This window comes from Pseudoroseicyclus sp. H15, assembly GCF_054353345.1.
Map to the genome: position 1 here is coordinate 49,043 of NZ_JBTHJE010000001.1, position 24,047 is coordinate 73,089.

Consider the following 24,047-nt stretch of genomic DNA (forward strand, 5'->3'; position numbering starts at 1 on the left):
CCATTGGGGCTCGAACCAATGGCGCCACCAATGGCAACCCCCCGGGATATTTGGAGAAAAGCGAGGGGAAAGAGAGGCGGCTGCTAGGTCTGCGAGAAGACCTGGGCGGCGGCTTTCTTGCAGGCAGGGATCACCGCTTCGGGGGTGAGGGCGGACCAGTCGATGGGGGCGTCGGTCAGGGCTTGCAGCGCTTCGATGAGGGGACGGTCGTCGCTGGCGGCCTGCTTGACGAGGGCCTGCGCGGCGGCGCGGCCCATGTGGTGGGCGAGGGCGAAGCTGGCGGCCTCGGCGAGGGCGGCGCCGTCGGTGAGGGGGGCGCGGAGGGCCCCAGGGTTCGGGCGGAGCGTTTCGGCCAGCGTGATGGCGTGGGCGAGCGCGGCGCCGGTGTCGGCGAGCATCTGCGGCAGGGTCAGCCATTCGAGCGCCCAGGCGGCGCCATCTCGCTCTTCGGCATGGGGCTGCGTGAGCGCCGGGGCGAGCGTGGCGGTGAGCCGGGCCAGCGTGACGATGGCCTCGGCGGCGACGGGGTTGCTCTTTTGCGGCATGGTGGAGGAGCCGCCGCCCTGCCCCGCCATGGCCTCGCCTGTTCGGCCCAACAAGATGAGATCGCCCGCGAATTTGGCGAGGCCGGAGGAGAGCCGCGCGGCCCATTGGCCGAGGGCAGCGATGGCGCCGCGGTCGCCGTGCCAGGCCGGGCCTTCGGGGAGGCCCAGGCGCTTCGCAAGCGCGGCGGAGATGGCGGGGCCATGGGGGGCGACGGCGGTGTTGGCGCCGGAGGCGCCGCCGAACTGCACCGTGAGGCGGGCGCGGAGGGCCGGCAGGGTGGCCGCCTCGGCGAGCACGGGCTGGGCCCAGCGGGCGCAGCGCAGGCCGAAGGTGATGGGCGTCGCCACCTGGCTGCGGGTGCGGGCGGCCATGACCAGCTCGGCATGGGTTTCGGAGGCGGCCTTGAGCGCGGCGGTCAGCCGGGCGGCGCGGGCCTCCAGAATATCCAGCGCGACGCGGTATTGCAGGACGAGGGCCGTGTCGACGATGTCCTGGCTGGTGGCGCCCCAGTGCAGGTATTCCGCCGTCTCGGCGGGCAGCGCCGCGCGCAGCTCCTTGACCAGCGCGGGCACGGGAACGCCGGCGCCGGCCGTGCCCTCGGCAAGGCGGGTGGGGTCGATGGTGACGCCGGCGAGGCCCGAGGCAATGGCCTGCCCCGCTTCTGCGGGGATGGCGCCGACCGCGCCCTCGGCCTCGGCCAGGGCCGCTTCGACGCGGACCATGGCCGCGCTCAGCGCGCCGCCGGAGAAGAGGCCGGCGACCTCCTCTTCGACGAAGAGCGCGCCGAGCAGGGCGCCGATCATGCGGGGACGGCTTCGGAAAGGCCGAGGATCGAGCGGGCCTCGCGCCAGCTCGCCACCGGGCGCTCGTATTTGTCGCAGAGCTCCGTCACGCGGGTGACCAGCGCCGCGTTGGAAGGGGCCAGCGTCTCGCGGTCGAGGCGGACGTTGTCCTCCAGCCCGGTGCGGGCATGGCCGCCCTTCTTCACCGACCATTCGTTGAGGACGATCTGCTGCGGGCCGATGCCGGCGGCGCACCACTGCGCATCGGGGGCGAGGCGCTTCAGCGTCTCGATATAGATGTCGAAGATCGGCTCATCCGCCGGCATGGCGTTCTTCACGCCCATGACGAACTGCACGTAGAGCGGGCCCTTGAGACGCCCGTCTTCTGCCATCTTCGCCGCCTGCACGATGTGGGAGAGATCGAAGGCCTCGATCTCGGGCTTGATGCCGTAGGTGAGCATCTCGCTCGCCAGCCAATCCACCAGATCCGGCGGGTTCTCGTAGACGCGGGTGGGGAAGTTGTTGCTCCCCACCGTCAGCGAGGCCATGTCGGGCTTCAGGGGAAGCATGCCGCCGCGTGTCTGCCCGGCGCCCGAGCGGCCGCCGGTGGAGAATTGCACGATGAGGCCGGGGCAATGCTTGCGCAGCCCCTCAAGCAGCCGCTCGAACCGCTCCGGGTCTGACGTCGGGGTGCCGTCATCGTTGCGCACATGGCAATGCGCAATGCTGGCGCCGGCCTCGAAAGCCTCCTGCGTGCTCTCGACCTGCTCCTCCACGGTGATCGGCACCGCCGGGTTGTTGGCCTTGGTGGGCAGCGAGCCGGTGATGGCCACGCAGATGATGCAGGGATTGGTCATATCGTGTCTCCTCGTCACAGGTCGAGAAACACCGTTTCACCCTCGCCCTGCAAGCGGATGTCGAACCTGTATTCGGAATCGCCGACCTTGTTTGCGATCAGCGTATCTACCCGGGGGCGCTGCTCGATGCGCGCGAGGAGAGGGTCGTCCCAATTGTCCTCGTCCTCGAAGTAGATGCGGGTGTTCAAGCCGATGTTGATGCCACGCGCCACGATCCAGAGCGAGATATGCGGCGCCTGATAGCCGCCGCCGCGCATCGGCACGGGGCCGGGCTTCACCGTCGTGAGCTCCCACACGCCTGTCTCCTTGTCGGCGGCGAAGCGGGCGAAGCCGGAGACGTTGGGGTCGGCGCCGGGCTGACCGGGGAAGAGCCCGTCGGCATCTGCCTGCCAGCTTTCGAGCAGCGCATCGCGGAAGGCCCAGCCGGTGCCGTCATAGACCTCGCCGCGGATGGTGATGACCTCGCCCTTGGCGCCCTTGGCGATGGGCGAGGCGCCCAGATCCTGCGGGTAGATGCTCTTGATGCCGGTGAAGCTGGGCAGGCAGCCGATATGAACATAGGGGCCGGCGGTCTGCGACGGGGTCTCCTGCAGGGTGTCGAGCTTTTGCACCATCACATGCCCTCCGGCTTGTTCTCGAACATGGTCTGGCGGCGGCCGCGCAGGACGATGTCGAACTTGTAGGCGAGAAAGTCGTGCGGCCGGGACTTGGAAAAATCGAGCGGCGCGACGAGGCGGTCGAGCTGGGATCGGTCCTTGATCGTGGCCGCGATGGGGCAGAGGTCGATCAGCGGGTCGCCCTCGAAATAGCTCTGCGTGATCAGCCGCTGGCCAAAGGAATGGCCGAAGATCGAGTAGTGGATATGCATGGGCCGCCAGTCATTCGCCCGGTTGGGCCAGGGATAGGCGCCAGGGCGGATGGTGAGGAACTCGTAGTAGCCATTCTCATCGGTGATCGTGCGCCCGCAGCCGCCGAAGTTGGGGTCGAGCGGGGCGAAGTAGGTGTCCTTCACGTGCCGGTAGCGACCGCCGGCATTGGCCTGCCAGATCTCGACCAGCGTGTTCGGCACGGGGCGGGCGTTCTCGTCGAGCACGCGGCCATGCATGAGGATACGCTCGCCCACAGCGAGGCTCTCGCCGCCGGTGAAGTTGGCGATGAGGTTGTTGTCGAGCGGGCCGAGCATCGAATGGCCGAAGCGCGGGCCGGTCTCTTCCGACGGGGTGGACTCCATCGAGAGGAGAGGCAGCCGGGGGCTGCGAGTGATGGTCGTCTTGTAGTCGGGGTCATAGGGCACCGGGTGGATGGCCCGGTTGCGCGGGATCAGGGGCCCCGCATCCTGCATGTCGTTCGCCATGCGCTCCTCCTCGCGAATGATGGGGCCATATGAGGGGAGGATGGCCGACAAGCCAAGGGAGGATGGGTGCAACAGGGCGGGAGGATCGGCGCAAGTCGCCCGTGGGTTTGGGTTTTTGCCGCCACTCGTGGCCTGGTGCCTGCCCGGCGGCGTGATGACTGCGTTTGAACGTAGCCACCGGACCGGGTGCCGGGCGAACGTCGATTGGCCCGCAAAGTCGCCAGTCACGGGCAGGGCGCGCCCGAAGCTACTGTCCTGCCCCGTGCCCCCCTACTCCGCCGCGAACCGCGGCGCGGCGAGATCCGACGAAGCCACATGGCCCTGCAGGTAGCGGAAGCTCTGGATGAGCCGCTCCAGTTCTTCTGCGCTTCCCTTCAGGCCCTTCGTGGCGGCCTGGGTTTCCTCTGCCATGGCCGCGTTATTCTGGGTGACAGTGCCCAGCTCGCCCGTGGCCTGGTTGACCTCGCTGATCGAGCTGGCCTGCTCGGCGGAAGAGGCGGAGATCTCGGTGACGAGGCCCGAGACCTCGGCGATGCCGCGCGAGATGTCGCCGAGGCGCTGGCTGACCTGAGCGCCCTTTTCCACTCCGTCCTGGATGATCTTGGTGTTGTTGCCGATCAGCGCGCGGATCTCCTTCGCGGCCATGGAGGAGCGCTCCGCCAGGCTGCGCACCTCGCTGGCGACAACGGCGAAGCCCTTGCCGGCCTCACCGGCCCGCGCAGCCTCCACCCCGGCGTTGAGGGCGAGAAGGTTGGTCTGAAAGGCGATATCGTCGATCACGCGGACCTTCTGGCCCATTTCGGCGGAGGAGGCCTCGATCTTCGAGAGAGCCTCCACCGCGGCGGCTACGGCGGCGTTGCTGGATTCGGCGCCGCGGTTCGTTTCGGCGATGCGGGTGTCGACGCGGCTGGCCCGGTCGGCCGTGTCGCGCACATTGTCTGTCAGCGTTTGCATGGCGGCGACCGTCTCTTCGATGGTGGCGGCCTGGCTTTCAGTGCGCAGCGACAGATCGGCGGCGTTCTCGCTGATTTCGCCGGTCAGCGAATTGAGCGAGCCGGTGGTGCGGGAAATGACGGCCATCGCCTCTGACAGGCTGTGGACCGCAGAATTGTAATCCTCGCGGATGTAATCGTATTTATCGGGGAAGCCGGCCTGCTCGATCAATTTGGAGAAGTCGCGACGGGCGAAGCGCTGGAGCCCCTCGGCCACATGGCCGATGGCGGCTTCGGCCTCATGCTTCTGGCGCGCTTCGAAATAGGCATCGATCACCAGCTCGACATCCAGTTGCAGGGCCCGGTCGACCACATTGTTCATATCGCCGAGCGCCTTGCGGCTGGTCATGGCGCCGGCCCTGCGCATCAGCACCGATTTCATGTCGGAAGAGACGCGTGCGAGCCCGGCAAAATAGAGCGTGAAGGGCAGCTGGATGCGGTAATGCGCCTCGCCAACCGCGTGGCAGGAGCGCAGATAGTCGGGCGTGAATTCGCCGCTGAGCAGGTTCAGCCAATGGGCGCGCTGTTTTTCGCGCGCATGGCGCATGACGCCTTCGTTCCGGAAGAAGGCGGCGAATTCCGGGGTGGCGAGACAGAATTTGTAGAACCTGTCGAGGATGCCATCGAATTCCGGCAGGATAAGCGCCTGCGCCTTGCGCAGCAGCGCCCGCTCTTCCGTGCCGAGATCGAAATATTGGAGGCGCTTATCAATATGCACGCTCATGGAATCATCCTGCCCCTTGGTTCTCGCGGGCAGGTCTAAGCGGCAAAACTCTACAAGCCGTGAAGGCGATTTGGCCGCGGGCGACCAGGCAAAGCCCGGCCGCCCGAAGCCCTGGCAGGGAGCTCTTAAAAGTCGTTGAGGAAGTCGAGGTTGCCGGTGTCGCCGCCCCCGAGATCCATCGTGTAATTCAGATAGGTGTCGTGGCAGCCCGTGCAGCCTTCCCAGAGCGCCATCGTGGCGCCGTGAAGACCGGCGGCGTCTGTCTGGGCCGCGGCCTCGATCGCCAGCGCATGCACGCTGTCGGCGAAGGCGGTGAAGCTTTCCAGATCGTCGAAGACGGCCTGCTGCGCATCGGTCGTCACCATGGAGCCGGCGGCAGCGAGCGCGTCGGCACTGGTGCCCTCGTCGAAGAGATGCGGGAAAGCGGCCAGAATGGCGGCGATGATGCCGAGGTCTTGCTGGACGCGGGCGACATCCACCTCGCCCGTGCCATCGCCCACCATCTCTTCGATCTCGGTGCGCAGGGTGGCGACCTGGGCCTTCAGCCCCTGGCGAGCCAGAACCTCGGCGTCGGGCGAGAGCATCACCTCCTGCGCGGCGGCAGCCCCGGCGGCGAGCGACAGGCAAAGCCCCGCTGCTGCCGCTCTCAACACATGTTGCAGCGTCATCGATCCCTCCTCTGATCGGCCCCCTAGGGGTGGGGGCTGCCGCTAGTTTTGATCCTTGCCGTCATGCAGAAGGCGGCGTCGGGTCGGGAAAAATTCCAGGCCCGTTCGCTCGGTGAAGAGGCCCCACAGCCCTTGCGGGGCAAAGAGCATCATCACGATGGCGAGCGCGCCAAGGAACATCAGATACCAGGGGCCGAAGCCCGACAGGTATGTCTCGAGAAGCACGAAGACGATGGCACCGATGATCGGGCCCATGATCGTGCCAAGCCCGCCGATGACCACGATGAAGATCACATAGGCCGTCCAGTCGATCACCGAGAAGGCAGAGTTCGGGTCGATCCCGCCCTTCTGCAGGTGGTAGAGCGCGCCGAACAGCGCCGCGCCCGCACCGGCGAAGATGTAGACGATGAACTTGCTACGCGTGATGTCGACACCCACGCTCTCGGCGGCCACCTCGTCATCCTTGATGGCCATCAGGGCGAGGCCGCGGCGCGAGCGCAGCATCCAGTAGGCGCCGATCACGACGATCAGCATCGCCAGCAGCATGGCCCAGTAGATCACCACCTCGCGGGCAGAGCTTTCGCGCATGTCCAGCAGCTCGGCGGTGCCCAGCATGCCGAACATCTCCGACGTGGCGCTGCGGGGCAGACCGGTGCCGGTGCCGCCGCCGAGGCCGGGGTAGATCGAAGCGAGGATGCGGAACACCTCGGCCACCACCCAGGTCATCACGGCGAAATAGGCGCCCTGCATACGGAAGGTCAGCAAGCCGATGGGGATAGAGATGATCGCCCCGCCGACAGTCGCTGCGATTACGGCGACCAGCGGGTCCATCCCCACGTAGATGATGCAGTAGAACATGAAGTAGGCGCCGAGGCCGACGAAGACCTGCTGGCCCACCGAGATGAGGCCGCCGTAGCCGGCGAGCAGGTTCCAGCACTGGGCCAGGCCGATGAGCAGCATGATCTGCATCAGGTCACGGATCTGGCTGCGGCCAAGGAAGGTGGGCGCCGCGATCAGGCCGATCACCAGAAGGACGAGCACCACCACGGTGGCCTTGAAGACCGGCGTGCTGACGGAAACGCTGTACTTGCCGCTCTCCGCCCGCCGGGGCCGGCTTGTCTCGGCGCTGGTGTTGGGTTGGGTATCGCTCATGGGGGCGGCCTATTGCTTCGAGAACAGGCCGTTGGGCCTGACGAGGATGAGAACGAGGAACACGAGGTGCCCGGTGAGCACCTGGTACTGGGGGGAGATCGTGGCACCAAGCTCCTGCGCGACGCCGAGGATGATGCCCCCCGCAAGCGTGCCCCAGAGCGATCCGAGCCCGCCGATCACCACCGCCTCGAAGGCGAAGAGCAGGCGCGCCGGGCCGACCGAGGGGTCGAAGTTGGCGCGTGCGCCCATGAAGAAGCCGGCGACGGCGATCACCACGAAGGAGATGCCCATGGCGATGGCGAAGATGTTGCGCGGGTTGATCCCCACGATCTGCGCGTAGATCGGCGAATCCGACGTGGCGCGCAGGCGGCGGCCAAGGGCGGTGCGGTAGAACAGCAGGTTCAGCCCGCCGATCACCACCAGCGCGGCGACGAAGGTGATCGCCGGCATGACGCCGAGCGAGATGCCGGCGATGGTGAACGAGGCTGTCTCGATCGAGCCGAGCTGGATGCGCACGCTGTCGGCCGAGAAGGCTTCGAGCAGGCCGTTCTGCACGATGATCTGCAGGCCGAAGGTCACCAGTAGCGGCACCAGAAGGCCTGATTGCACGGTGCGGTTGAGGATGAACTTCTGCAACGCCCAGCCAAGCGCGAAGAGGAACGGCGCCGCGATCATGAAGGCGATCACGGGCGGCAGCAGGAAGAAGCTCGACAGCGCGAGAATGACATAGGCCGCGAGGACGATGAAATCGCCATGCGCCAGGTTCACCAGCCGCATCACGCCGAAGATGAGCGAAAGCCCGGCGGCGTAGAGCGCATAGAGGCCGCCCAGCAGAAGGCCCTGAATGATCGTGTTAACGTAACTCATGCTTCTTCGCTCATTCCGAAATAGGCCTGCTGGATCTGGTCTTTCGTCAGCTCGTCCGGGCGGCCCGTCAGCGTGACGCGGCCTTCCATGAAGCAATACACCCGGTCAGAGGCGCCGAGCGCCGCGCCGAGATCCTGCTCGACCAGCAGAACGGTGGTGCCGCGGGCCTGAATCTCTTTCACCGCGGCGTAGACATCCTTCACGATGGTGGGCGCGAGGCCGAGGCTGATCTCGTCGCAGAGCAGCACCTTGGGATTGGCCATCAGGGCCCGCCCGATCGACACCTGCTGCTGCTGCCCGCCCGAGAGCGTGGTCGACATCTGCTTCGAGCGCTCCTTCAGGATCGGGAACAACCGGTAGATCTCGTCCAGCGTCCAGCCGCGATCCACCGTCTTGCCGTCGGCCCCGATGAGCAGGTTCTCCTCAACGGTCAGCGACGGGTAAAGGCGGCGCCCTTCAGGGACGAGCGCGATGCCCTTCTTGACCATCTCGAAGGCGGGCGTGCCGCCGATGGGCTTGCCCTCCAGCGTGATGGCGTCGGGCTTGGTGGTGTTGATACCGGCTAGCGCATTCAGGAACGAGCTCTTGCCCGCGCCGTTCGCGCCGATGATGGCGACGGTCTCGCCCTCCTCGACCCGCAGGTCGATTCCGAAGACGGCCTGGAAGTCGCCGTAGAAGACCTCCAGCGCATGTGTTTCCAGCAGCGCCATCAGACCTCCTCCTCGATGCCGAGGTAGCTGCGCTTCACCTCGGGGTCGTTCATCACCGCCTTGGGCTCGCCCTGCGCGATGATCTTGCCGCGCTCCAGCACGATGAGCCGGCTGACGACCGAGAGAAGCGCATGCACGATGTGCTCGATCCAGACGATGGTGATGCCCTCGGCATGCAGCGTCTTGATGAGCTCGACCAGCTCGTGGCATTCGCCTTCGGTCAGGCCGCCGGCAATCTCGTCGAGCAGCAGAAGGTCGGGCGTGGTGGCCAGCGCGCGGGCCAGCTCCAGCCGCTTGCGGTTGAGTAGCGTCAGCTTGCCGGCGGGCACATTGGCCTTGTCGGCGAGACCGGTCATCTCAAGGATGCGGGCGGTCTCGCCGACGGAGCGGCGGTCTTCCTTGCAGCCGAACTCTGCCGCGGTGAGCAGGTTCTCGAACACCGTCAGGCTCTCGAACGGTTTGGGGATCTGGAACGAGCGGCCCATCCCGTCGCGGCAGCGATCGCGCACCGACGAGCGCGTCACATCGCGGTCGTGGAACTTGATCTCGCCCGAATCCGCCTTCAGCACACCCGTGCACAGGTTGAACAGGCTCGACTTGCCGGCGCCATTTGCGCCGATGATGCCGAGCGCCTCGCCCTTGTCGACATGCATGGTGATGTCATCTGCAGCGACCACCGCGCCGAAGCGCTTGTTGACGCCTGAAAGCTGAAGCAGCATTCGTCCCCCCGTTTCGATTAAGCTACCCCGAAGCCGCCAGTGGCGAGCAACGAGAACATCAGGTTGTCGAGGTCGATGTCGATTGGCGCATCGAAATCGAACCCCTTGGTGTAGCCGATCCAGCGGCCGAGAAAGATCACCCCGGTCCACAGCGCGATCGACACAACACCGGCAAGTCGCGCACGGCCCGGCGGCGGGCGCAGCGTGTCCCACAGAGACACGGACTTCATGGTGCGCAGCTCGAAGAACATCATGTTCAGCCCCGCCAGGACGATGACGCCCATCTTGAACCAGAAAATCTTGTTCACATAGAACTCTGTCGCATTGGCCGTGACCATCAGAAGCCCGGTGATCAGCGCGCCGGCAAAGCCGACCCAGGTGAACTTGAGCAGCTCATGGGCGACGCGGGTGAAGGTGCGCGTGGGCGCCAGCACCCCGATCAGCCGAAGGTCGACCGTGATGAGTGAGCCGAAGAGCGTGACCACAGAGATGATGTGGATCGCGTTGATGGTGGCCAGCAGCAACACGGAGTCGCGCATCATCTCCCCGACGGGGGTGAATTCCAGCCACTGAAAGATTGAGTAAAGGTCCATCTGCCTGATTCCCTATTCCTGTCTCAGCCTCAGGCGGCGAAAGACCATGAGCCCCAGATTGCCGTATCCCAGGCGATGAAGCGGCCGAGCACCATGATGGCGACCCAGATCGCGAAGGACGACATTGCCAGCCGGCGCGCCCCCGCAGGTGCCACGGTACCGGTGCCCCAGGCGCCCGTTCCCCGCCGGATGCGGATCTGGAAGGTGGCGACGATGATGAGGCCGATCAGCAGCAGCGCCATCTTGGCCCAGAACGAGAACGACAGAAGCTCGCGCGCCGGTTCGGCGACGATCAGCAGCCCGCCGGTGAATGCCAGCACCACGATGGCGCCCCAGATCCAGCCCTCATAGCGCTTAGAGACGACCTGAATGGGCTCTTCGCTGGCGAAATAGCCGGCGATCTTGAGGTTGAACGTGATCAGGGCACCGGTCAGGGCCCCCACGGCAACGATGTGGAAGCACTGGATCAGCGGAACGGCCCAGCCCGCGCTCCCTATGGCGACGCTGAGGTCTGAGACACTCAGCCAGGAAATGAAATCACGCATCTTGTCCTCCCAACGCGTGTCGGTGGATTGGTCCCGCTCGGAACTGCCGGAGAAACTTGGATGGCCCGCCGCGTCTGGGCCGAAACTGCGAGGCGGCGGGCACAAGTCTTATGGTCGAGTGGGATCAGCCGTCGGCTGCATCGCCTTCTTCTTCCGCGGGCGCGGTGTAGTCCTGGCCCGGAACGAAGGGCTGATCGAGCTCGAGGTCATTGACCGGGATCTCGCCTTCGCCGTGCTGCGTGGCGCCATCGACGCTGTCGCACATCTGGCCGGGGGCCGGCGGCGTGTTCGCCGGGCATTTCCACAGGCCCATGTTCCCGCGGTCACCGCCCGGCTGGCCATTGCGCAGCGGGTAGAGGCCGACGGAGAAGATGGTCCCCGGGGCGAAGTTGTTCACCGTGATGCCCATGGCCGCCGCCTGAGCGGAGCCTGCCATCTCGACGGCCCAGATGATGGGATCGCCGGCTTCATCGCGCACGACGGAGGTATGCTCGTCGTTCAGCGGCGCGAAGAAGATCTGCAGGTGGTTGGCGTCGGGGTTGATCCGCGTCACCACACCGGTGAACACGCGCACCTGGGTGTTGTCGAACATGGCGAACGAGTGGTGCGCATAGGCTGCGCTGCTCGCCACGGTAAGGCTCAGACCGGTGGCCAAAGCGGCCGCCGTCTTCACCAGTCTCCTCAAACCGATAGTCATTGGTTTTCTCCTCCCGAATTTCGCGCCTTCCTCCAAAGGCGCACCCACGATGTAGTCCGTCCCTACTCCACCAGACTCAGACCTTCTCCTGAGCCTGGCTGACAGAGCCCGATTTGGACGAGCCGGACGACTGAAGGGTCGGCCAGCCAGAGCCCTGGGTGATGCTGTCACGGATGGCTGCACCATCGGCATCCAGCCGGGGTGCGGGACGGATCGAGGTTGCACGCGACCTGTTGGCCGTAACCGCGGGGCGCACCGCACGGTCCGCCGCATCCTCGCCATCGGGCTCTACATCGACGATGAGCCCCATGTGCTTGACCTGCGGGTCCTCGACCACCTCCTCGACCTCGTTGATCGGGGCGAAGGGCACATCGGAGCCCCCCATGATGGTGGTCCATTCGTCGCGGGTCTTGGTTTGGGTGATCTTGTTCAGCTCTGCGCCCAGCGCTTCGTAATTGTCGATCCGTGCGAGACGCGTCGAGAAGCGCTCGTCCTCTTTCATCCATTCGGCATCCAGCGCGTCGACGAGCTGGTTCCAGAACTTCTCGGGGCTCGACAGGTGCAGGGCGACGAGCTTGTCGTCTTTCGTGCGCAGGATATGGGCCTGCGCCAGACGCGGGCGGTCGAGGCCCTTGGGCGCTTCACCGAGCGTGAAGAGCGCCGTGAAGGGCTCGATCGAGAAGTGGGTCATCGCTTCGAGCATCGACACTTCGATCAGCGCGCCGGTGCCGGTGGAGCCGCGGCTGACGAGGCCACCGAGGATGCCGTAGGCCGCATAGATGCCGGTGATGGCATCGGCGAGGGCCGGGCCGAGGAAGCGCGGGTTGTCGCGGTCGGTCACGATGCTGAGGAAGCCCGAGAGGGCCTGCGACACGCTGTCGTAGGACGGGCGGTCGCGGTAGGGGCCATCGGGGCCGAAGCCGTTGATCGAGCAATAGACCAGGTTCGGGTTGATCTCTTTAAGCTGCTCGTAGCCGGCGCCCAGGCGCTCTGCCGCGCCGGGGCGGAAGTTCTGGATGAAGACATCGGCCTCGGCGATCAGCTTTTCGAAGACGGCGCGGTCTTCGTCTTCCTTCAGGTTCAGCGCGATCGACCGCTTGTTGCGGTTATAGGCCTGGAAATGGGGCGAATAGAGCCCCTCCTGATAGGTGCGGTAGGGGTCGCCCGTGTTCGGGGATTCCACCTTGATGACGTCGGCGCCAAGGTCGGCCAGCATCATGCCGGCGCAGGGGCCAGTGATGAAGGTCCCTTGCTCGACCACTTTGATATTCTTGAGCATTCCGTTCATCATGGCGTGTTCCTGTGGCCCTTTGGGCCTTTGTCGTTGCGTCTGAGAAAGCCTGGCTTCACGCCGGGACTGCAGTCGATCCTGCCGTTCAGGCCTTGCCACCGATCCCGAATTTTCGCCTTGCGAAAACTTTTTCGGGTTTCATTGTGACTGGTTCCCTTGATGTGTCAAGCAGGCGGAGTCCTTGGCTTTTTTCGACGTTATGTATGGCGTGTGCGGCGCCGGCCCCGCGCGCTGGCGGGGCCGGGCCTTGGTGCAAGGTCGGCTTAGACGATGGGCTCCATCTCGCCGCCCGTCGGGATGTCCGGGTAGGACTGGTTGTCGACGATGACGATGTCGTAGCCCGAGCCGTCTTCCTTCAGGCGCCACTGGCCACCCACGAGCGGGGCAGTCGAGACGTTCTTGGCAGCGAACTCCGGCACTCCGGTGCCGTTGAAGGCGACGGGGCCGATGATCGTTTCGACGTTGGTGGCGGCGATGGCCTCCACCAGCGCGTCACGGTCGTTCGGATCGGCCGCGCGGGAGATGACGTCCAGCGCCACTTCGAACAGCGCGTGCACATAGCCGATGGGCTGCGTCCACGGACGGCCGGTGCTCTCTTCGAACGCCGCGGCGAGCTCGGAGGCGGATTGCCCCGTGATCGACGAGTTGAACGGGTGAGAGGTCGACCACCACACTTCGCAGGACAGGTTGTGCCCGGTGTCGCCCAGCGCCTCGACGGCGGAGGGGAACAGGATGGCACGGCCCATCGTGCAGATCTTCGGCTTGTAGCCCTGCTGGATCGACTGGGTCCAATAGGTCGTGAAGTCCGGCGGGATCATCAGGCCGGTGACCACGTCGATGCCGGCGTCCTGGAACGTCGAGATCTGGCTGGCGAAGCTGTCGGTGCCGTTCGGGAACCGGCCGGGATCGACCAGCTCGTAGCCATTGGCTTCCAGCACCGGCGGGAAGCCGGCATTGGGGTCGGCAAAGGCGTTGCCGTCGGCATCGTTGGGCCACAGGGCGCCGACGACATTGCCGTGCTCCAGCTGGCTCCACATGTTCAGCGTGACGTTGTAGTAGTCAGCGCCACCCCAGAAGAAGTGGTAGGTCCACTCGAACTGCTCCCAGGTCGAGGGATCGCCCGGGTTGGCCTGACGGCCGACGTACCAGGCATCCCAGGGCGCCATGGTCGAGATGCAGGGCTGGCCCTCGATCTCGCACTGGGTGGAGACGGGGTTGGTGGTGTCGGGCGTGGAGGCCACAACCATCAGGTCGATCTCTTCGTCGACGATGAGGTCGAGCGCCACTTCGGCGGCCCGGTTCGGGTTCGACTGGCTGTCGGCGACGATGACCTCGATCTTGTAGGTCGTGCCGTTCACCTCGATGCCGTTGGCAAAGGTGTCCTGCAGCTGCTGGATGGTGAAGTCGTCGGCCTCGGCGAAACCGGCGAGCGGGCCGGATTGCGGGGTGACATAGCCGATCTTCACCGTGCGCTCCTGAGCGACGGCAGCCGTGCCGGTCAGGCCGGCAGCGGCGACGCCACCGGCAGCTGCGGATGTGCCGATGAAGTGCCGACGGGTCAGTCCGCGCCGGTTCGGGCGAAATTGTTCAGACATGGTTCTCCTCCCTGTTTTGGTGCTCCCCCCGAGCTATCGGATTGGAAGCCCCACCTTGTTCTTCGTCAACGATAAACCGGCTTGCCCGAGATGGACGTCCTCTGCCGGTATGTCAGTTATACGAATCCTGATATTAACCCCTCCCGGGGGCAGCGGAGCGACCGGACGGGCGCGAGGCCCGCCCGGTCAGCCCATATCAGAGCGTGGCCTTGGCCTTCTTGGTCGGCTCGGCGGCCGGCTCGGTCTTCAGCGTGCCGTCGGGACGGCGCGGGTTGTTGATCGGCGTCAGCTCGCGCTCAAGACGCGCGCGCAGAGGCTCGACCCGCTTGGACAGGGCCAGGCGCTCGCCCAGCTCTTCCTTCGGCTGGTCGACGAGGAAGCCGGGGCCCTTCGACGTCAGCTCGATGATGCCGCCCGGGGTTTGGGCGTAGCAGCTGTCGAAGACGTGGTGGTCGTAGATCGGCGTGGTCGGCACGGGGCCGGCATCCGAATAGTCACGCCAGCCCGAGAGATCCTCGTCGGCGTCGAAGGCGAGGTGGTGCCACACACCGATGGCGGCTTCCTGGAAGGGCAGGTCTTCCGGCACGGGGGCCGTGTACCAGCGCGAAGTCTTGCTGTCGCCTTCCATCTCGAAGCGCTGCAGCGCCTCGTTGTAGGTGAAGCCCATGTGCTCGGCATAGGGCGTCAGGTCCTTCACGGACACGTTCGAGCGGATGCCCTCGATGCCAGTGATGCGGAACTCGCCGGGGATGTCGGAGGCCGGGAAGGCCAGCGGCTTGTCGGGCGCGTCAGAGACGATGAGCTCGACCTTGTGGTCTTCGAAATCGTGGAAGACCAAGCGGCGCGGCACCGTCGGGTTGAGACGGTAAAGCTCGGAGAAGATGCCCTCTTCGGTCAGGCGATCCATCCAGTAGTCCAGCGCTTCGTTCGACTGAACGCGCAGAACGGCGGAATGGTGGTTGCCCTTGCCGGCGGGGGCCTTCGGGGCGTCGTTGAACTCGAGGAAGGTCACGACCGAGCCGAGCGAGCCGTCGGTGTCGCCGAAATAGGTGTGGTAGCGGAACGTGGTCTCGAAGTTCAGCGTCTTCTTGACGAAGCGCAGACCCATGATGCGGGACCAGAAATCGACGTTGGCCACGACATCGCCGGTAATGCCGGTGATGTGGTGGTTGCCGTCCAGCCGCTTGGCCGGCTTGTTGGTTTTGGGTTGTTCAGACACTTTGTCTTCTCCTCCTGCTTAAGGTTGTGCCGCGGCGGCCCCAGGCCGTGCGCGGCGAGTTTCTACGGGGTCAGCCGGCCTGCCAGCTCCCCGAGAAGGGCAATCTCCGCCGGGCGGACGGCGTGGTCCGCATCGGGGAATAATTCCATATGCACATCGGCACCCATCGAGCTGAGCACAGATTCGGTCGCCATGAAATCCGTCAAGGGCAACCAGGCATCGCCGCTTCCGCCAGACAGAACGATGGGCAGCGCCTCAAGGTTCTGCTGCGCGAGGCTGCGCTCTTTCAGCGCCAGCGCGGTGCCGGTGCAGATGCCCGCGGCACCTGGCCGGGCGCGGCCATCGAGCAGGTATTCCGTCACCAGACAAGCGCCCTGCGAGAAGCCGGCCAGCAGCACGCGCCCGGGGCCAAAGCCATTCTCGCCGGCGACATCCATCGCGGCGGAGAGCTGGTCGAGAGCGCGGGCGAGGTAGGGTTTGTTCTCGGCAAAGGGGGCGTCGTAGCGGCCCGGATACCAGGACTTCTCCTCGGTATAGGGCGCCAGCACCCGCAGGTGGCCGAGCATCGAATCGTCGAGCATCCCGGCCATCTCGTCCGGCGTGCCGTCACGCCCGTGCACGAGAACCACCACGGCCTCAGCCGCGGGCCAGTCAGCCCCGTATTGCGCAAGGCCGTAGCCTTCCGCCGCAGCACTGCGCGCGCTTTGTGTGGCGCTGCCTTGCATCTTTGCCTCCTCCCGTCGGAACCGCAACTTTTGGGCTTGCTTTTTTTCGCCCAGCGAAGCTATATCCGATAGGCGAACATCGTAGGGGAGTTGAGAGACATGTCAAGCGTTCTGGATGCGGGCGTCATCGACGAAAAGGAATTCAACTCGGCCATCGCCCGCGGCTTTGCGGTGCTGGAATGCTTCGACCAAACCCACACCGAAATGACGCTCAGCCAGGTGGCTGCGCGCACCGGTCTCTCACCTGCCACGGCACGCCGCTGCCTCTACACCCTAAGGGTTCTCGGCTATGTCCGGCAGGATGGGCGCAAGTTCACATTGGGCGCGCGCGTGCTGACACTGAGCTCTTCGTACATGCGCTCCAGCCAGATCGACGAGTTCCTGCTGCCCGAGGTGCGCAACATCGTCGAAGCCTTCGGCGACGCCGCCTCGGTGGCCATTCTCGACGACGGCATGGCGCTTTACCTCGCCCATACGACCCGGCAAAGCGCCGTGCGACCCACCGCCGCAGTCGGCGTGCGCTACCCGGCCCATGCGACCGCGCTGGGCAAGGTGCTGCTCGCCAATGCCGATTCGGTGACGCTGAATCGCTACGTCGCCCAGGCCCCCTTCACCCCGCTGACCGACCGCACGCTGACGGGCAAGAAAGAGATCCTGGCCAGCATGCAGGAGGTCAAACGCCTCGGCTATGCCATCGCGGTCGACGAGCTCGATTACGGCATCGCCTCGATCGCCTGCCCGATCTACGATTCCGAAGGCAACGTCGTGGCCTCGATCAACTCCTCTGGCTTCTCGGGCCGGCTGTCGACCCCCGTGCTGACAGAGGAGCGCCTGCCCCGCTTGCTGCAGGCCTCGCGGAACATCACCGCGAAACTATCGCTCTATCCGGTGCTCGTGCGCACCGCCCTTTCACCGCAGAGCGCCCAGCGCGTCGGCCCGATCTGAGCCGTGTCGCTGCACCACCGCCCCTCGGGGCAAACACCTTCAAAATAACAAGGAGGATCGAGACCTATGGTTAAGATTCTGGTATTCTACTATTCGAGCTTCGGCCACATGGAGCAGATGGCCAACGCCGCCGCCGAGGGCGCCCGCGAGGCTGGCGCCGAGGTGACGATCAAGCGCGCACCCGAGCTGGTGCCCGAAGAGGTCGCCAAGAACTCCTATTACAAGCTCGACCAGGACGCCGAGGTTCTCACCGATGTCACCGAGCTGGCCGAGTACGACGGCTTCATCTTCGGCATCAACACCCGCTTCGGCATGATGTCGTCTCAGATGAAGAACGTGCTCGACCAGACGGGCGGCATCTGGGCGCAAGGCGCGCTCGTCGGCAAGGTCGCGACGGTCATGTCCTCCTCCGCCGCGCAGCATGGCGGGCAAGAGATCGCCATCGTCACCACGCAGATGGCGCTGCAGCACCACGGCATCATCACCGTGCCGCTCGGCTATGCCTATCAGGAGCAGATGGGCGTCGATGTCGTGCGCGGCGGCTCGCCCTACGGGATGACCACCACCACACTGTCTGACGGCTCCCGCCAGCCCAGCGAGCAAGAGCTGGAGGGCGCCAAGTTCCAGGGCCGCCATCTGGCCAATATCACCAAGAAACTGATGGCTTAAGGCCATCTCTGGCCCCGACGCGACAGGCTTCGCGGCGGGGCCAGCAGGGCCCTCCCCTCCCGAACGACAGTTCAGCACCGCCCCCGCAGGTTTCCCTAGAGGCTTGACAACTGGCCCCTCGGTCGGAAGACTATTCGCTATGCGGAGGAAATTTCGCTAGGCGAATATTCGCCGAAAAGGGAGGAAAATCACATGACATTTGACCTGACTGTAAAGTCAGCGCTGCTCGGCTGTGTCTTCACCGGACTGGTCGCGGGCGCCGCCGTTGCGCAAGACGGCTCCGACAATGAAAGCGTGGGCCGCGGCTGGCCGATGGCCAACCAGCAAGACGAAACGGTTGTTGGCGCCGGCACCGGCGGGGCGTTCCATGGCGAAGCCATTGCCGCCCGCAACGGCGCCGTGCCGGAGGGTGTTGAGCCGCTCGAGGTGGACATCTTCACGTCGGAAGACTTCTACGCCGATGAAGAGCTGTGGAGCGATCCGCGCTACTTCCGTTGCAACTCGCCCATGGGCCTCGAATCGCAGTGGGGAGGCTACGGTTCGGAGATCATCGGTGACGATCCGCCGGCCTCGGGCGCCTGGGGCTTCTGCGACGCCGATTACTCGGCCGACAACATCGTCAGCCCCTACGGCTTCGCCACCGCCGAAGAGCATTACAACGCTCTGATGGAAGAGACCGTCGCCAATGGCGGGCCGACCGAATACAGCTTCGACAACATGCCGCCCGACTGGAACGGCCGCTACAACGACAGCAGCGAAAACTGGTTCTGGGGCCGCATCATCCAGGCCTCGACCGAGATCTCGCTGCTGACGCCGGAATACCAGAAGCGCGCCGTGCAGATGCACTACCACCAGGCGAACACCAACGCCGCCCAGTGGCAGTCGCAATATTGCTGGCCCGAGGGCTTCCTGCGCCGCTGGCACGAGCATGCGGTGCGTGACCACCAGATCCTGACGAACCCCGAGGTGATGCAGATCCTCACCGGCGTGGCGGACAACATCCTCACGCAGATCTTCATCGGCCGCGAGTTCAACATGGAAGGCAATGTGCCCCGCCTCGGCGAGGACGTGCCGCGCTGGTACGGCGAGACCATCGGCTTCTGGGATGACGAGACGCTCATCACCTGGACGTCGAACATCCAGGGCTGGACGGTCCACGCCGGGTTCGAGTTCTCGAACCAGATGCAGACGGTGGAAATCTACTCCGCCAACCGCGACGATGATGGCAACGTCACCGGCATCCACCACGAGGCGATCTTCTACGATCCCGAGGCGCTCAACGAGCCGATCCGCATGGTTCGCGACCTCGAGAAGATCGGCGAGCTGGTGGAAAGCGACCCCTACATCTTCGTCAACTGCGTGCAGACCATCTTCCCGATGGACGGCTACGCCACGCCGGTCTCGCCGGGCACCACGATCGAGTACACCGTGCCCGATATGTACGGCCGCCCGTGGGCGCAGATCTGGGAAGAGTACTTCGAAGACGGCATGACCCGGCCCGAGGCCGAGGGCCTGTTCGGCTTCGACTGATCCTGACAGTTGCAGGCGGGCCCGGAGGCGACTCCGGGCCCCCTGTTTTTACGGCGTCTAACGGCGGGAGGAGGACCCGCCGGGGAGGAGTGACGATGCCGCCCAGCACCAGCCGCCCGGCCCCCGGGCCGGCACCCCGCGCCACATGCCGCCGCATTGTTCGGCTGGCGGTGCTCGCCCTGCTTGCGCAGCCCCTGCCCGCCCTGGCGCAGGACAGCACGATAGCGGCAGAGCACGGAGAGATCGGCGTTGTGCCGATCACCCATGGCTCACTGGTGCTGACCTATCTGGGCCTGGGCGTTTACGTCGACCCCGTCGGCGAGCCGGCGCGCTATGCCGACCTGCCCGCCCCCGCCCTGATCCTTCTGACGAACGCCCATGGCGACCACTTCCAGCCCGAGCTGCTGAGCGCTCTTGCCGAGCCGGGCACCGAAATCGCAGCGCCCGCTCTGGTGGCCGAGGCCATGCCCGCTGCGCTCAGCGGCCAGGTCATCCGCATGGCTGCCGGCGACACCGCCACCCTGGCCGGCGGCGTGCAGATTGAGGCGATCCCGGCCGAGAACACCAGCGAGGGCCGGCTGCATTATAACCCGCCCGGCGAGGGGCTTGGCTATGTCATCACGCTCGGCGGCACCCGCATCTATATCGCCGGTGACACCGAAGCGACCGAGGCCATGCTGGCCCTGCGCGATATCGACGCCGCCTTCCTGCCCATGACCTACCCCGACACCATGTCGCCCACCGAGGCAGCCGCGGCGGCGGAGGCCTTCTCGCCTGCCATCGTCTATCCCTACCATTACTGGGGCAACGACATCTGGAGCTTTTCGGCCGTGGTCGAGCGCAGCACCGATATCGATGTGAGGGTCGCCAATTGGTACTGAGGCTCGCCCTTCTGCTGATGTTCATCGCCCCCGCCGCCTTCGCACATGGCGTGGCCGGCGGCGATGCGGAGTTCATGGCGGCGACCAGCGGCGCCGACTTCTGGCCCTATGTCTATCTCGGCGCCAAGCACATGGTGACGGGCTACGATCACCTGCTCTTCCTCGTCGGCGTGATCTTCTTCCTCTACCGGATGAAGCACATCGCGCTTTACGTGACTCTGTTCTCCATCGGCCATTCGCTGACGCTGCTCTTCGGCGTGCTCGCCGACATCCGGGTCAGCGCCTATCTCGTCGATGCAGTCATCGGGTTGTCGGTGATCTGGAAGGCGCTCGACAATCTTGGCGCGTTCCAGACTCTGTTCGGCGTGCAGCCCGGGCAGAAGGCGCCGGTGCTGATCTTCGGCCTGTTCCATGGCTTTGGCCTGGCCACCAAGCTGCAGGAGGTCGACCTCAGTGAGGCCGGGCTGATCCCCAACATGCTGGCTTTCAACATCGGCGTCGAGCTGGGGCAGATCCTCGCGCTCACCCTGGTGCTGGCACTCATGAGCCTTTGGCGCACCACGCCCAGCTTCACCCGCCACGCCATGCTCGCCAACCTGGTGCTCGCCGGGGCCGGGCTGGTGCTGTTCGAGATGCAGATGGTGGGCTTCTTTCAGGAGATACGCGCATGAGCCGGCTGTTCGACCGCTATCACACCCTGCCCCGCCGCCCTGCCGCAGCAGAGGCAGGCGACCGCCCCCGCCTGCTGCGCCAGCTTGGCATCGCGGCCCTGGCGGCGACAGCTGTTACGGTGCTGTTCGTGCTGCCCGCCGAATACGGGATCGACCCGACGGGTGTGGGCGGCGCCACGGGCCTGACCCGCATCTCGCAGCCGCAGGAACTTCGCGTCGAGCCCGTCTCGGACGTGCCCTTCGAAATCGCAACGATGAGCGAGACCCCCTACCGGGAAGACACCATTCTGGTCCGCGTGGGCGGGCTCGACGAGTTCTACGGCCAGGTCGAATACAAGATCACCATGAAGGCCGGCGACACGATGCTCTACTCGTGGTCGAGCCCCGAGGAGCTGTATTACGAGTTCCATGGCCATGACGACCCGAACGCCCATGGCGGCGGCGCCGGCCCTATGGAGGTGATGACCTACGCTACCGGCCGAGCAAACGAAGTCTCGGGCCGGCTGACGGCGCCGATCGACGGCATCCACGGCTGGTTCCTGGCCAACCGCAAGATGGAGCCGGTGATGATGGAGCTGCATCTGGCCGGCTGGTACGAGCTCGGCCCCGGCCTGATAACGCTCAGCCGGGACGATTACGCGCGGGACTGACAGACCGCGAGGAGCGCCTGAATTTCGCTGTGCGCAAGACGCCAGAGCCCCGGTGCAGCGCTTGAGCCGCTGGGCCGGGTGCCCAGCGCTTCATATATTTTCACAATATGAATCAATAGCTTATGCGGAATCTTTCCCGCTGCATCGCCTTGACAGCCCCTGAGTCGTCTGCCTATCCTTATTTCGCCAAACGGATAAATATTCGCCCTGCGAAACCCGGTCATCCGGGATGTTTGGCTTTGAGATTCATGGGAGGATCCAAATGAACATGACCAAGGCCCTCGGCAGGCTCGCCCTGCCGGCCACCGCCGCCGCCGCCCTCATGGCCGCCAGCGGTGCTTTCGCCCAGGACGTGCCCGCGATGCCCGAAGTGCAGGGCCCCGTTGCCCAGACGCTCGGCAATATGCAGCACCCCAGCCGCCGCGGCCCGACGCTCGGGCAGAACCCGCCGATGGACTGGCCGGCCGACCGGGAGCCCGCCTTCTTCGACTATGTCGAAGACGAGTTCTTCGTCACCGGCGAGGCCAATGGCGCGCCCTACACGACCCGCTTCGTCTTCCGTCACCCGGCCGATCCCGAGGCTTTCTCGGGCTATGTCGCCATTGAAACGCTGCACCCGGCCCAATCCGCGCAGATGTGGATGGCCAGCCGTGTGGGCGGCATGATGAACGGCCACGGCTATGTCGAGGTCGTCAACACGCCCGGCCTGATCGGCTCGCTGCAGGCCTATAACGACCAGCGCTATGGCGACCTCGCCATCGAAGGCGCCGTCACCGAGCAGGGCCAGCCCGACCCGGCGCAGAACGAGATCATCGCGCAGATCGCCAACCTCGTGCAGACGGCCAACCCGCTCGGCGAGGAATGGAACGCCGAGTACCTCGTGATGTCCGGCGCCTCCGCCACCTCTCGCACCGCCATGAACTTCATGGAGCAGGAGAACGGCGCCAACGCATGGACGGCCGAAGACGGCTCGCCGATCATCGACGCGATGTATGTCTGGGATACCGACGGCCCGACGCAGGAGGTGCTCGACAGCACCTACCACGTGCCCGTCATTATCCTGTCGACGCAGACGGAGTTCATGGACGGCCCGCGCACCTTCGCCGAAGACAGCGACGAGGAGGGCAGCCAGTTCCGCCTTTACCAGGTCGCCGGGATGCCGCACCTCGAAAGCCGCGAGATGTACGAGGCGGGCTGGAGCGACTGCACCGCCCCGATCGACGACTTCTGGTACAATGCCATGGTCTTCCAGGGCATGGACTGGATGTACAACTGGCTCGCCAATGGCGACGCCCCGCCGATGGCGGACAAGATCGAGTATGAGTCGGACGAGGTGGATGCCGCCATCGTCACCGACGAATACGGCAATGCCATGGGCGGCGTGCGCTCGCCGCAGGTCGAGGTGCCGCGCGAGACCTTCACCACGCCGAACGGCGGCGGCTTTGTCTGCACCCTGATGGGTGTTGTCGAGCCACTTCCCCAGGAAACGCTCGATACGCTCTACACCAGCCCCGGCGACTATGCGAAGAAGCTCACCGACGCGACGGTCGACCTGATCGAACAGGGCTATTTCCCCGAGGAATACGTGTTCGAGATCAACGAAGAGGTCGAGCGCTACGCCGAGCAGGTCGGCGCGATGTAAGCCATCCCTCCCTTCGGGGAGTGGACATGTCCTCCCTGGACAGGATTCCCCGCCGGAGCGATCCGGCGGGGTTTTTCGTTCAGGCGGCCACCGTCAGCCCGGCCATCTCTTCCGAGCGCTCCCAGAGCCCGCTGGCCAGCGCGGCATTGCTCGCCTGCCGGTTCTCGCGGCGGGCGGGCTTGTTGCGCTCGTAGTAGCGTCCCGGCTCCCAATCGCGGCCCGGCTCGCCCTGCGCCAGGAAGACCAGCCGCGAGGCCCCGACTTCGGGACTGGTGGTGAAGATCCGCCGGATGATGGGGTTCTGGAACATGACCCCCATCGGGCTGCGCGACTCCGCCGCGAAATTCGAGGCGATGACGCCGGGGTGGAAGCAGGCCGTTGAAATCCCTTGCGCGTGGTAGCGCCGGTGCAGCTCGCGCGTGACCAGGACGTTGAGCAGCTTCGACCGGTTGTAGGCCGCTACCGGGCTGTACCTCTTTTCAAGGTTCAGATCGTCCAGATCGACCTTGCCGGCAAAGCGCGCGGCGGTGCTGGCTGTCTGGATCACGCTGGCGCCGCTCTCGATGAGCTTCGGCATCAACAGGTTGGTCAGCAGGAACGGCGCCAGGTGGTTGATCTGCATGGTCTTCTCGAAGCCATCCACCGTCAGCTCGCGCTCGCTGAAGATGCCGCCGGCGTTGTTGGCGAGCACATCGATACGCGGGCGAAGCTCGGCGAGTTCGGTGGCGAGCCACCGCACGTCGTCCAGCTTGGCGTAATCGGCTGTGAGGTACGGGGCGTCGATCGCCTCGGCGACCTTGCGGGTCTTGTCGGGCGATCGACCGACGACGATGACGTCGTTGCCGGCCTCTTTCAGCATCCCGGCCGCCTTCGCGCCGATCCCGTCGCTTGCGCCGGTTATGACGATGGTGCGTGACATGGGTGCATCCTCCATTCTGCAGGAGGTGGCACCGAAGCCGGCATATTCAAGCGCCGCGCCCGAGATAGCCGCCGCCGGCATATGCACCGGCGGTGGCCATTTGC

General features: G+C 65.5%; 25 protein-coding genes. 7 read left to right on the top strand and 18 right to left on the bottom strand.

Going from position 1 to position 24,047, the window contains the following annotated elements; translation table 11 throughout:
• Positions 1-83: 83 nt before the first annotated feature.
• From ACXN5S_RS00250 to ACXN5S_RS00330, 17 genes are all read right to left on the bottom strand, one after another.
• Complete coding sequence (locus ACXN5S_RS00250) at positions 84-1,349, bottom strand: lyase family protein (RefSeq protein WP_458603380.1); 1,266 nt, start codon at positions 1,347-1,349, stop codon at positions 84-86.
• Positions 1,346-2,185, bottom strand: coding sequence for a beta-keto acid cleavage family enzyme (locus tag ACXN5S_RS00255; protein WP_458603381.1), 840 nt, complete (start codon positions 2,183-2,185; stop codon positions 1,346-1,348). The genes ACXN5S_RS00250 and ACXN5S_RS00255 overlap by 4 nt, the downstream gene beginning before the upstream one ends.
• 14 nt (positions 2,186-2,199) lie before the next feature.
• A complete protein-coding gene (gene pcaG, locus ACXN5S_RS00260) occupies positions 2,200-2,799 on the bottom strand; it encodes a protocatechuate 3,4-dioxygenase subunit alpha (protein ID WP_458603382.1) in 600 nt (199 codons plus the stop codon).
• Positions 2,799-3,527 carry a protocatechuate 3,4-dioxygenase subunit beta gene (gene pcaH, locus ACXN5S_RS00265; RefSeq protein ID WP_458604061.1) on the bottom strand — a complete coding sequence of 243 codons (729 nt, stop codon included), beginning with the start codon at positions 3,525-3,527 and terminating at the stop codon, positions 2,799-2,801. The genes pcaG and pcaH overlap by 1 nt, the downstream gene beginning before the upstream one ends.
• A 282-nt stretch (positions 3,528-3,809) precedes the next feature.
• The gene (locus ACXN5S_RS00270; RefSeq protein WP_458603383.1) at positions 3,810-5,255 is read right to left on the bottom strand and encodes a globin-coupled sensor protein; all 1,446 of its coding nucleotides are present in this window, start codon (positions 5,253-5,255) and stop codon (positions 3,810-3,812) included.
• Between the two features lie 125 nt (positions 5,256-5,380).
• On the bottom strand, positions 5,381-5,923 hold the full coding sequence (locus tag ACXN5S_RS00275) for a cytochrome c (RefSeq protein ID WP_458603384.1): 543 nt from the start codon (positions 5,921-5,923) through the stop codon (positions 5,381-5,383).
• A 42-nt stretch (positions 5,924-5,965) separates the two neighbouring features.
• Positions 5,966-7,075 (bottom strand): branched-chain amino acid ABC transporter permease, encoded by a 1,110-nt coding sequence (locus ACXN5S_RS00280; RefSeq protein WP_458603385.1) that lies wholly within the window; start codon positions 7,073-7,075, stop codon positions 5,966-5,968.
• A 9-nt stretch (positions 7,076-7,084) separates the two neighbouring features.
• Positions 7,085-7,942: a branched-chain amino acid ABC transporter permease gene (locus ACXN5S_RS00285; protein ID WP_458603386.1), complete on the bottom strand. Its 858-nt coding sequence runs from the start codon at positions 7,940-7,942 to the stop codon at positions 7,085-7,087.
• On the bottom strand, positions 7,939-8,652 hold the full coding sequence (locus ACXN5S_RS00290) for an ABC transporter ATP-binding protein (RefSeq protein ID WP_458603387.1): 714 nt from the start codon (positions 8,650-8,652) through the stop codon (positions 7,939-7,941). Before ACXN5S_RS00290 ends, ACXN5S_RS00285 begins: the two co-directional genes overlap by 4 nt.
• The gene (locus tag ACXN5S_RS00295) at positions 8,652-9,371 is read right to left on the bottom strand and encodes an ABC transporter ATP-binding protein (RefSeq protein ID WP_458603388.1); all 720 of its coding nucleotides are present in this window, start codon (positions 9,369-9,371) and stop codon (positions 8,652-8,654) included. Before ACXN5S_RS00295 ends, ACXN5S_RS00290 begins: the two co-directional genes overlap by 1 nt.
• Before the next feature lie 17 nt (positions 9,372-9,388).
• Positions 9,389-9,964: a DUF6644 family protein gene (locus tag ACXN5S_RS00300; protein WP_458603389.1), complete on the bottom strand. Its 576-nt coding sequence runs from the start codon at positions 9,962-9,964 to the stop codon at positions 9,389-9,391.
• A gap of 29 nt (positions 9,965-9,993) precedes the next feature.
• Positions 9,994-10,509: a DUF6644 family protein gene (locus tag ACXN5S_RS00305; protein WP_458603390.1), complete on the bottom strand. Its 516-nt coding sequence runs from the start codon at positions 10,507-10,509 to the stop codon at positions 9,994-9,996.
• A 124-nt stretch (positions 10,510-10,633) separates the two neighbouring features.
• Complete coding sequence (locus tag ACXN5S_RS00310; protein ID WP_458603391.1) at positions 10,634-11,206, bottom strand: DUF6152 family protein; 573 nt, start codon at positions 11,204-11,206, stop codon at positions 10,634-10,636.
• Positions 11,207-11,282: 76 nt separating this feature from the next.
• Complete coding sequence (locus tag ACXN5S_RS00315; RefSeq protein ID WP_458603392.1) at positions 11,283-12,485, bottom strand: CaiB/BaiF CoA transferase family protein; 1,203 nt, start codon at positions 12,483-12,485, stop codon at positions 11,283-11,285.
• 275 nt (positions 12,486-12,760) lie between these two features.
• On the bottom strand, positions 12,761-14,092 hold the full coding sequence (locus tag ACXN5S_RS00320; RefSeq protein WP_458603393.1) for an ABC transporter substrate-binding protein: 1,332 nt from the start codon (positions 14,090-14,092) through the stop codon (positions 12,761-12,763).
• Positions 14,093-14,288: 196 nt separating this feature from the next.
• Positions 14,289-15,311, bottom strand: a complete 1,023-nt coding sequence (locus ACXN5S_RS00325) for a VOC family protein (RefSeq protein ID WP_458603394.1) — start codon at positions 15,309-15,311, stop codon at positions 14,289-14,291.
• Positions 15,312-15,373: 62 nt separating this feature from the next.
• Positions 15,374-16,036, bottom strand: a complete 663-nt coding sequence (locus tag ACXN5S_RS00330) for an alpha/beta hydrolase (protein WP_458603395.1) — start codon at positions 16,034-16,036, stop codon at positions 15,374-15,376.
• A 99-nt stretch (positions 16,037-16,135) separates the two neighbouring features.
• Here ACXN5S_RS00330 and ACXN5S_RS00335 point away from each other — a divergent pair, with 99 nt between their 5' ends.
• The 7 genes from ACXN5S_RS00335 to ACXN5S_RS00365 all read left to right on the top strand — a co-directional run bounded on the left by ACXN5S_RS00335 (position 16,136) and on the right by ACXN5S_RS00365 (position 23,024).
• On the top strand, positions 16,136-16,981 hold the full coding sequence (locus ACXN5S_RS00335; RefSeq protein ID WP_458603396.1) for an IclR family transcriptional regulator: 846 nt from the start codon (positions 16,136-16,138) through the stop codon (positions 16,979-16,981).
• Between the two features lie 66 nt (positions 16,982-17,047).
• Positions 17,048-17,650 (top strand): NAD(P)H:quinone oxidoreductase type IV, encoded by a 603-nt coding sequence (gene wrbA, locus ACXN5S_RS00340; RefSeq protein ID WP_458603397.1) that lies wholly within the window; start codon positions 17,048-17,050, stop codon positions 17,648-17,650.
• Between the two features lie 192 nt (positions 17,651-17,842).
• Complete coding sequence (locus ACXN5S_RS00345) at positions 17,843-19,180, top strand: hypothetical protein (RefSeq protein ID WP_458603398.1); 1,338 nt, start codon at positions 17,843-17,845, stop codon at positions 19,178-19,180.
• A gap of 95 nt (positions 19,181-19,275) precedes the next feature.
• Positions 19,276-20,061: an MBL fold metallo-hydrolase gene (locus ACXN5S_RS00350; RefSeq protein ID WP_458603399.1), complete on the top strand. Its 786-nt coding sequence runs from the start codon at positions 19,276-19,278 to the stop codon at positions 20,059-20,061.
• A complete protein-coding gene (locus tag ACXN5S_RS00355; protein ID WP_458603400.1) occupies positions 20,052-20,732 on the top strand; it encodes a HupE/UreJ family protein in 681 nt (226 codons plus the stop codon). Before ACXN5S_RS00350 ends, ACXN5S_RS00355 begins: the two co-directional genes overlap by 10 nt.
• On the top strand, positions 20,729-21,382 hold the full coding sequence (locus tag ACXN5S_RS00360; protein WP_458603401.1) for a hypothetical protein: 654 nt from the start codon (positions 20,729-20,731) through the stop codon (positions 21,380-21,382). Before ACXN5S_RS00355 ends, ACXN5S_RS00360 begins: the two co-directional genes overlap by 4 nt.
• A gap of 262 nt (positions 21,383-21,644) precedes the next feature.
• Positions 21,645-23,024 (top strand): alpha/beta hydrolase domain-containing protein, encoded by a 1,380-nt coding sequence (locus tag ACXN5S_RS00365; RefSeq protein WP_458603402.1) that lies wholly within the window; start codon positions 21,645-21,647, stop codon positions 23,022-23,024.
• A 79-nt stretch (positions 23,025-23,103) separates the two neighbouring features.
• Here ACXN5S_RS00365 and ACXN5S_RS00370 read toward each other — a convergent pair whose 3' ends face one another.
• Positions 23,104-23,958, bottom strand: coding sequence for an SDR family NAD(P)-dependent oxidoreductase (locus tag ACXN5S_RS00370; RefSeq protein WP_458603403.1), 855 nt, complete (start codon positions 23,956-23,958; stop codon positions 23,104-23,106).
• Between the last annotated feature and the right edge of the window lie 89 nt (positions 23,959-24,047).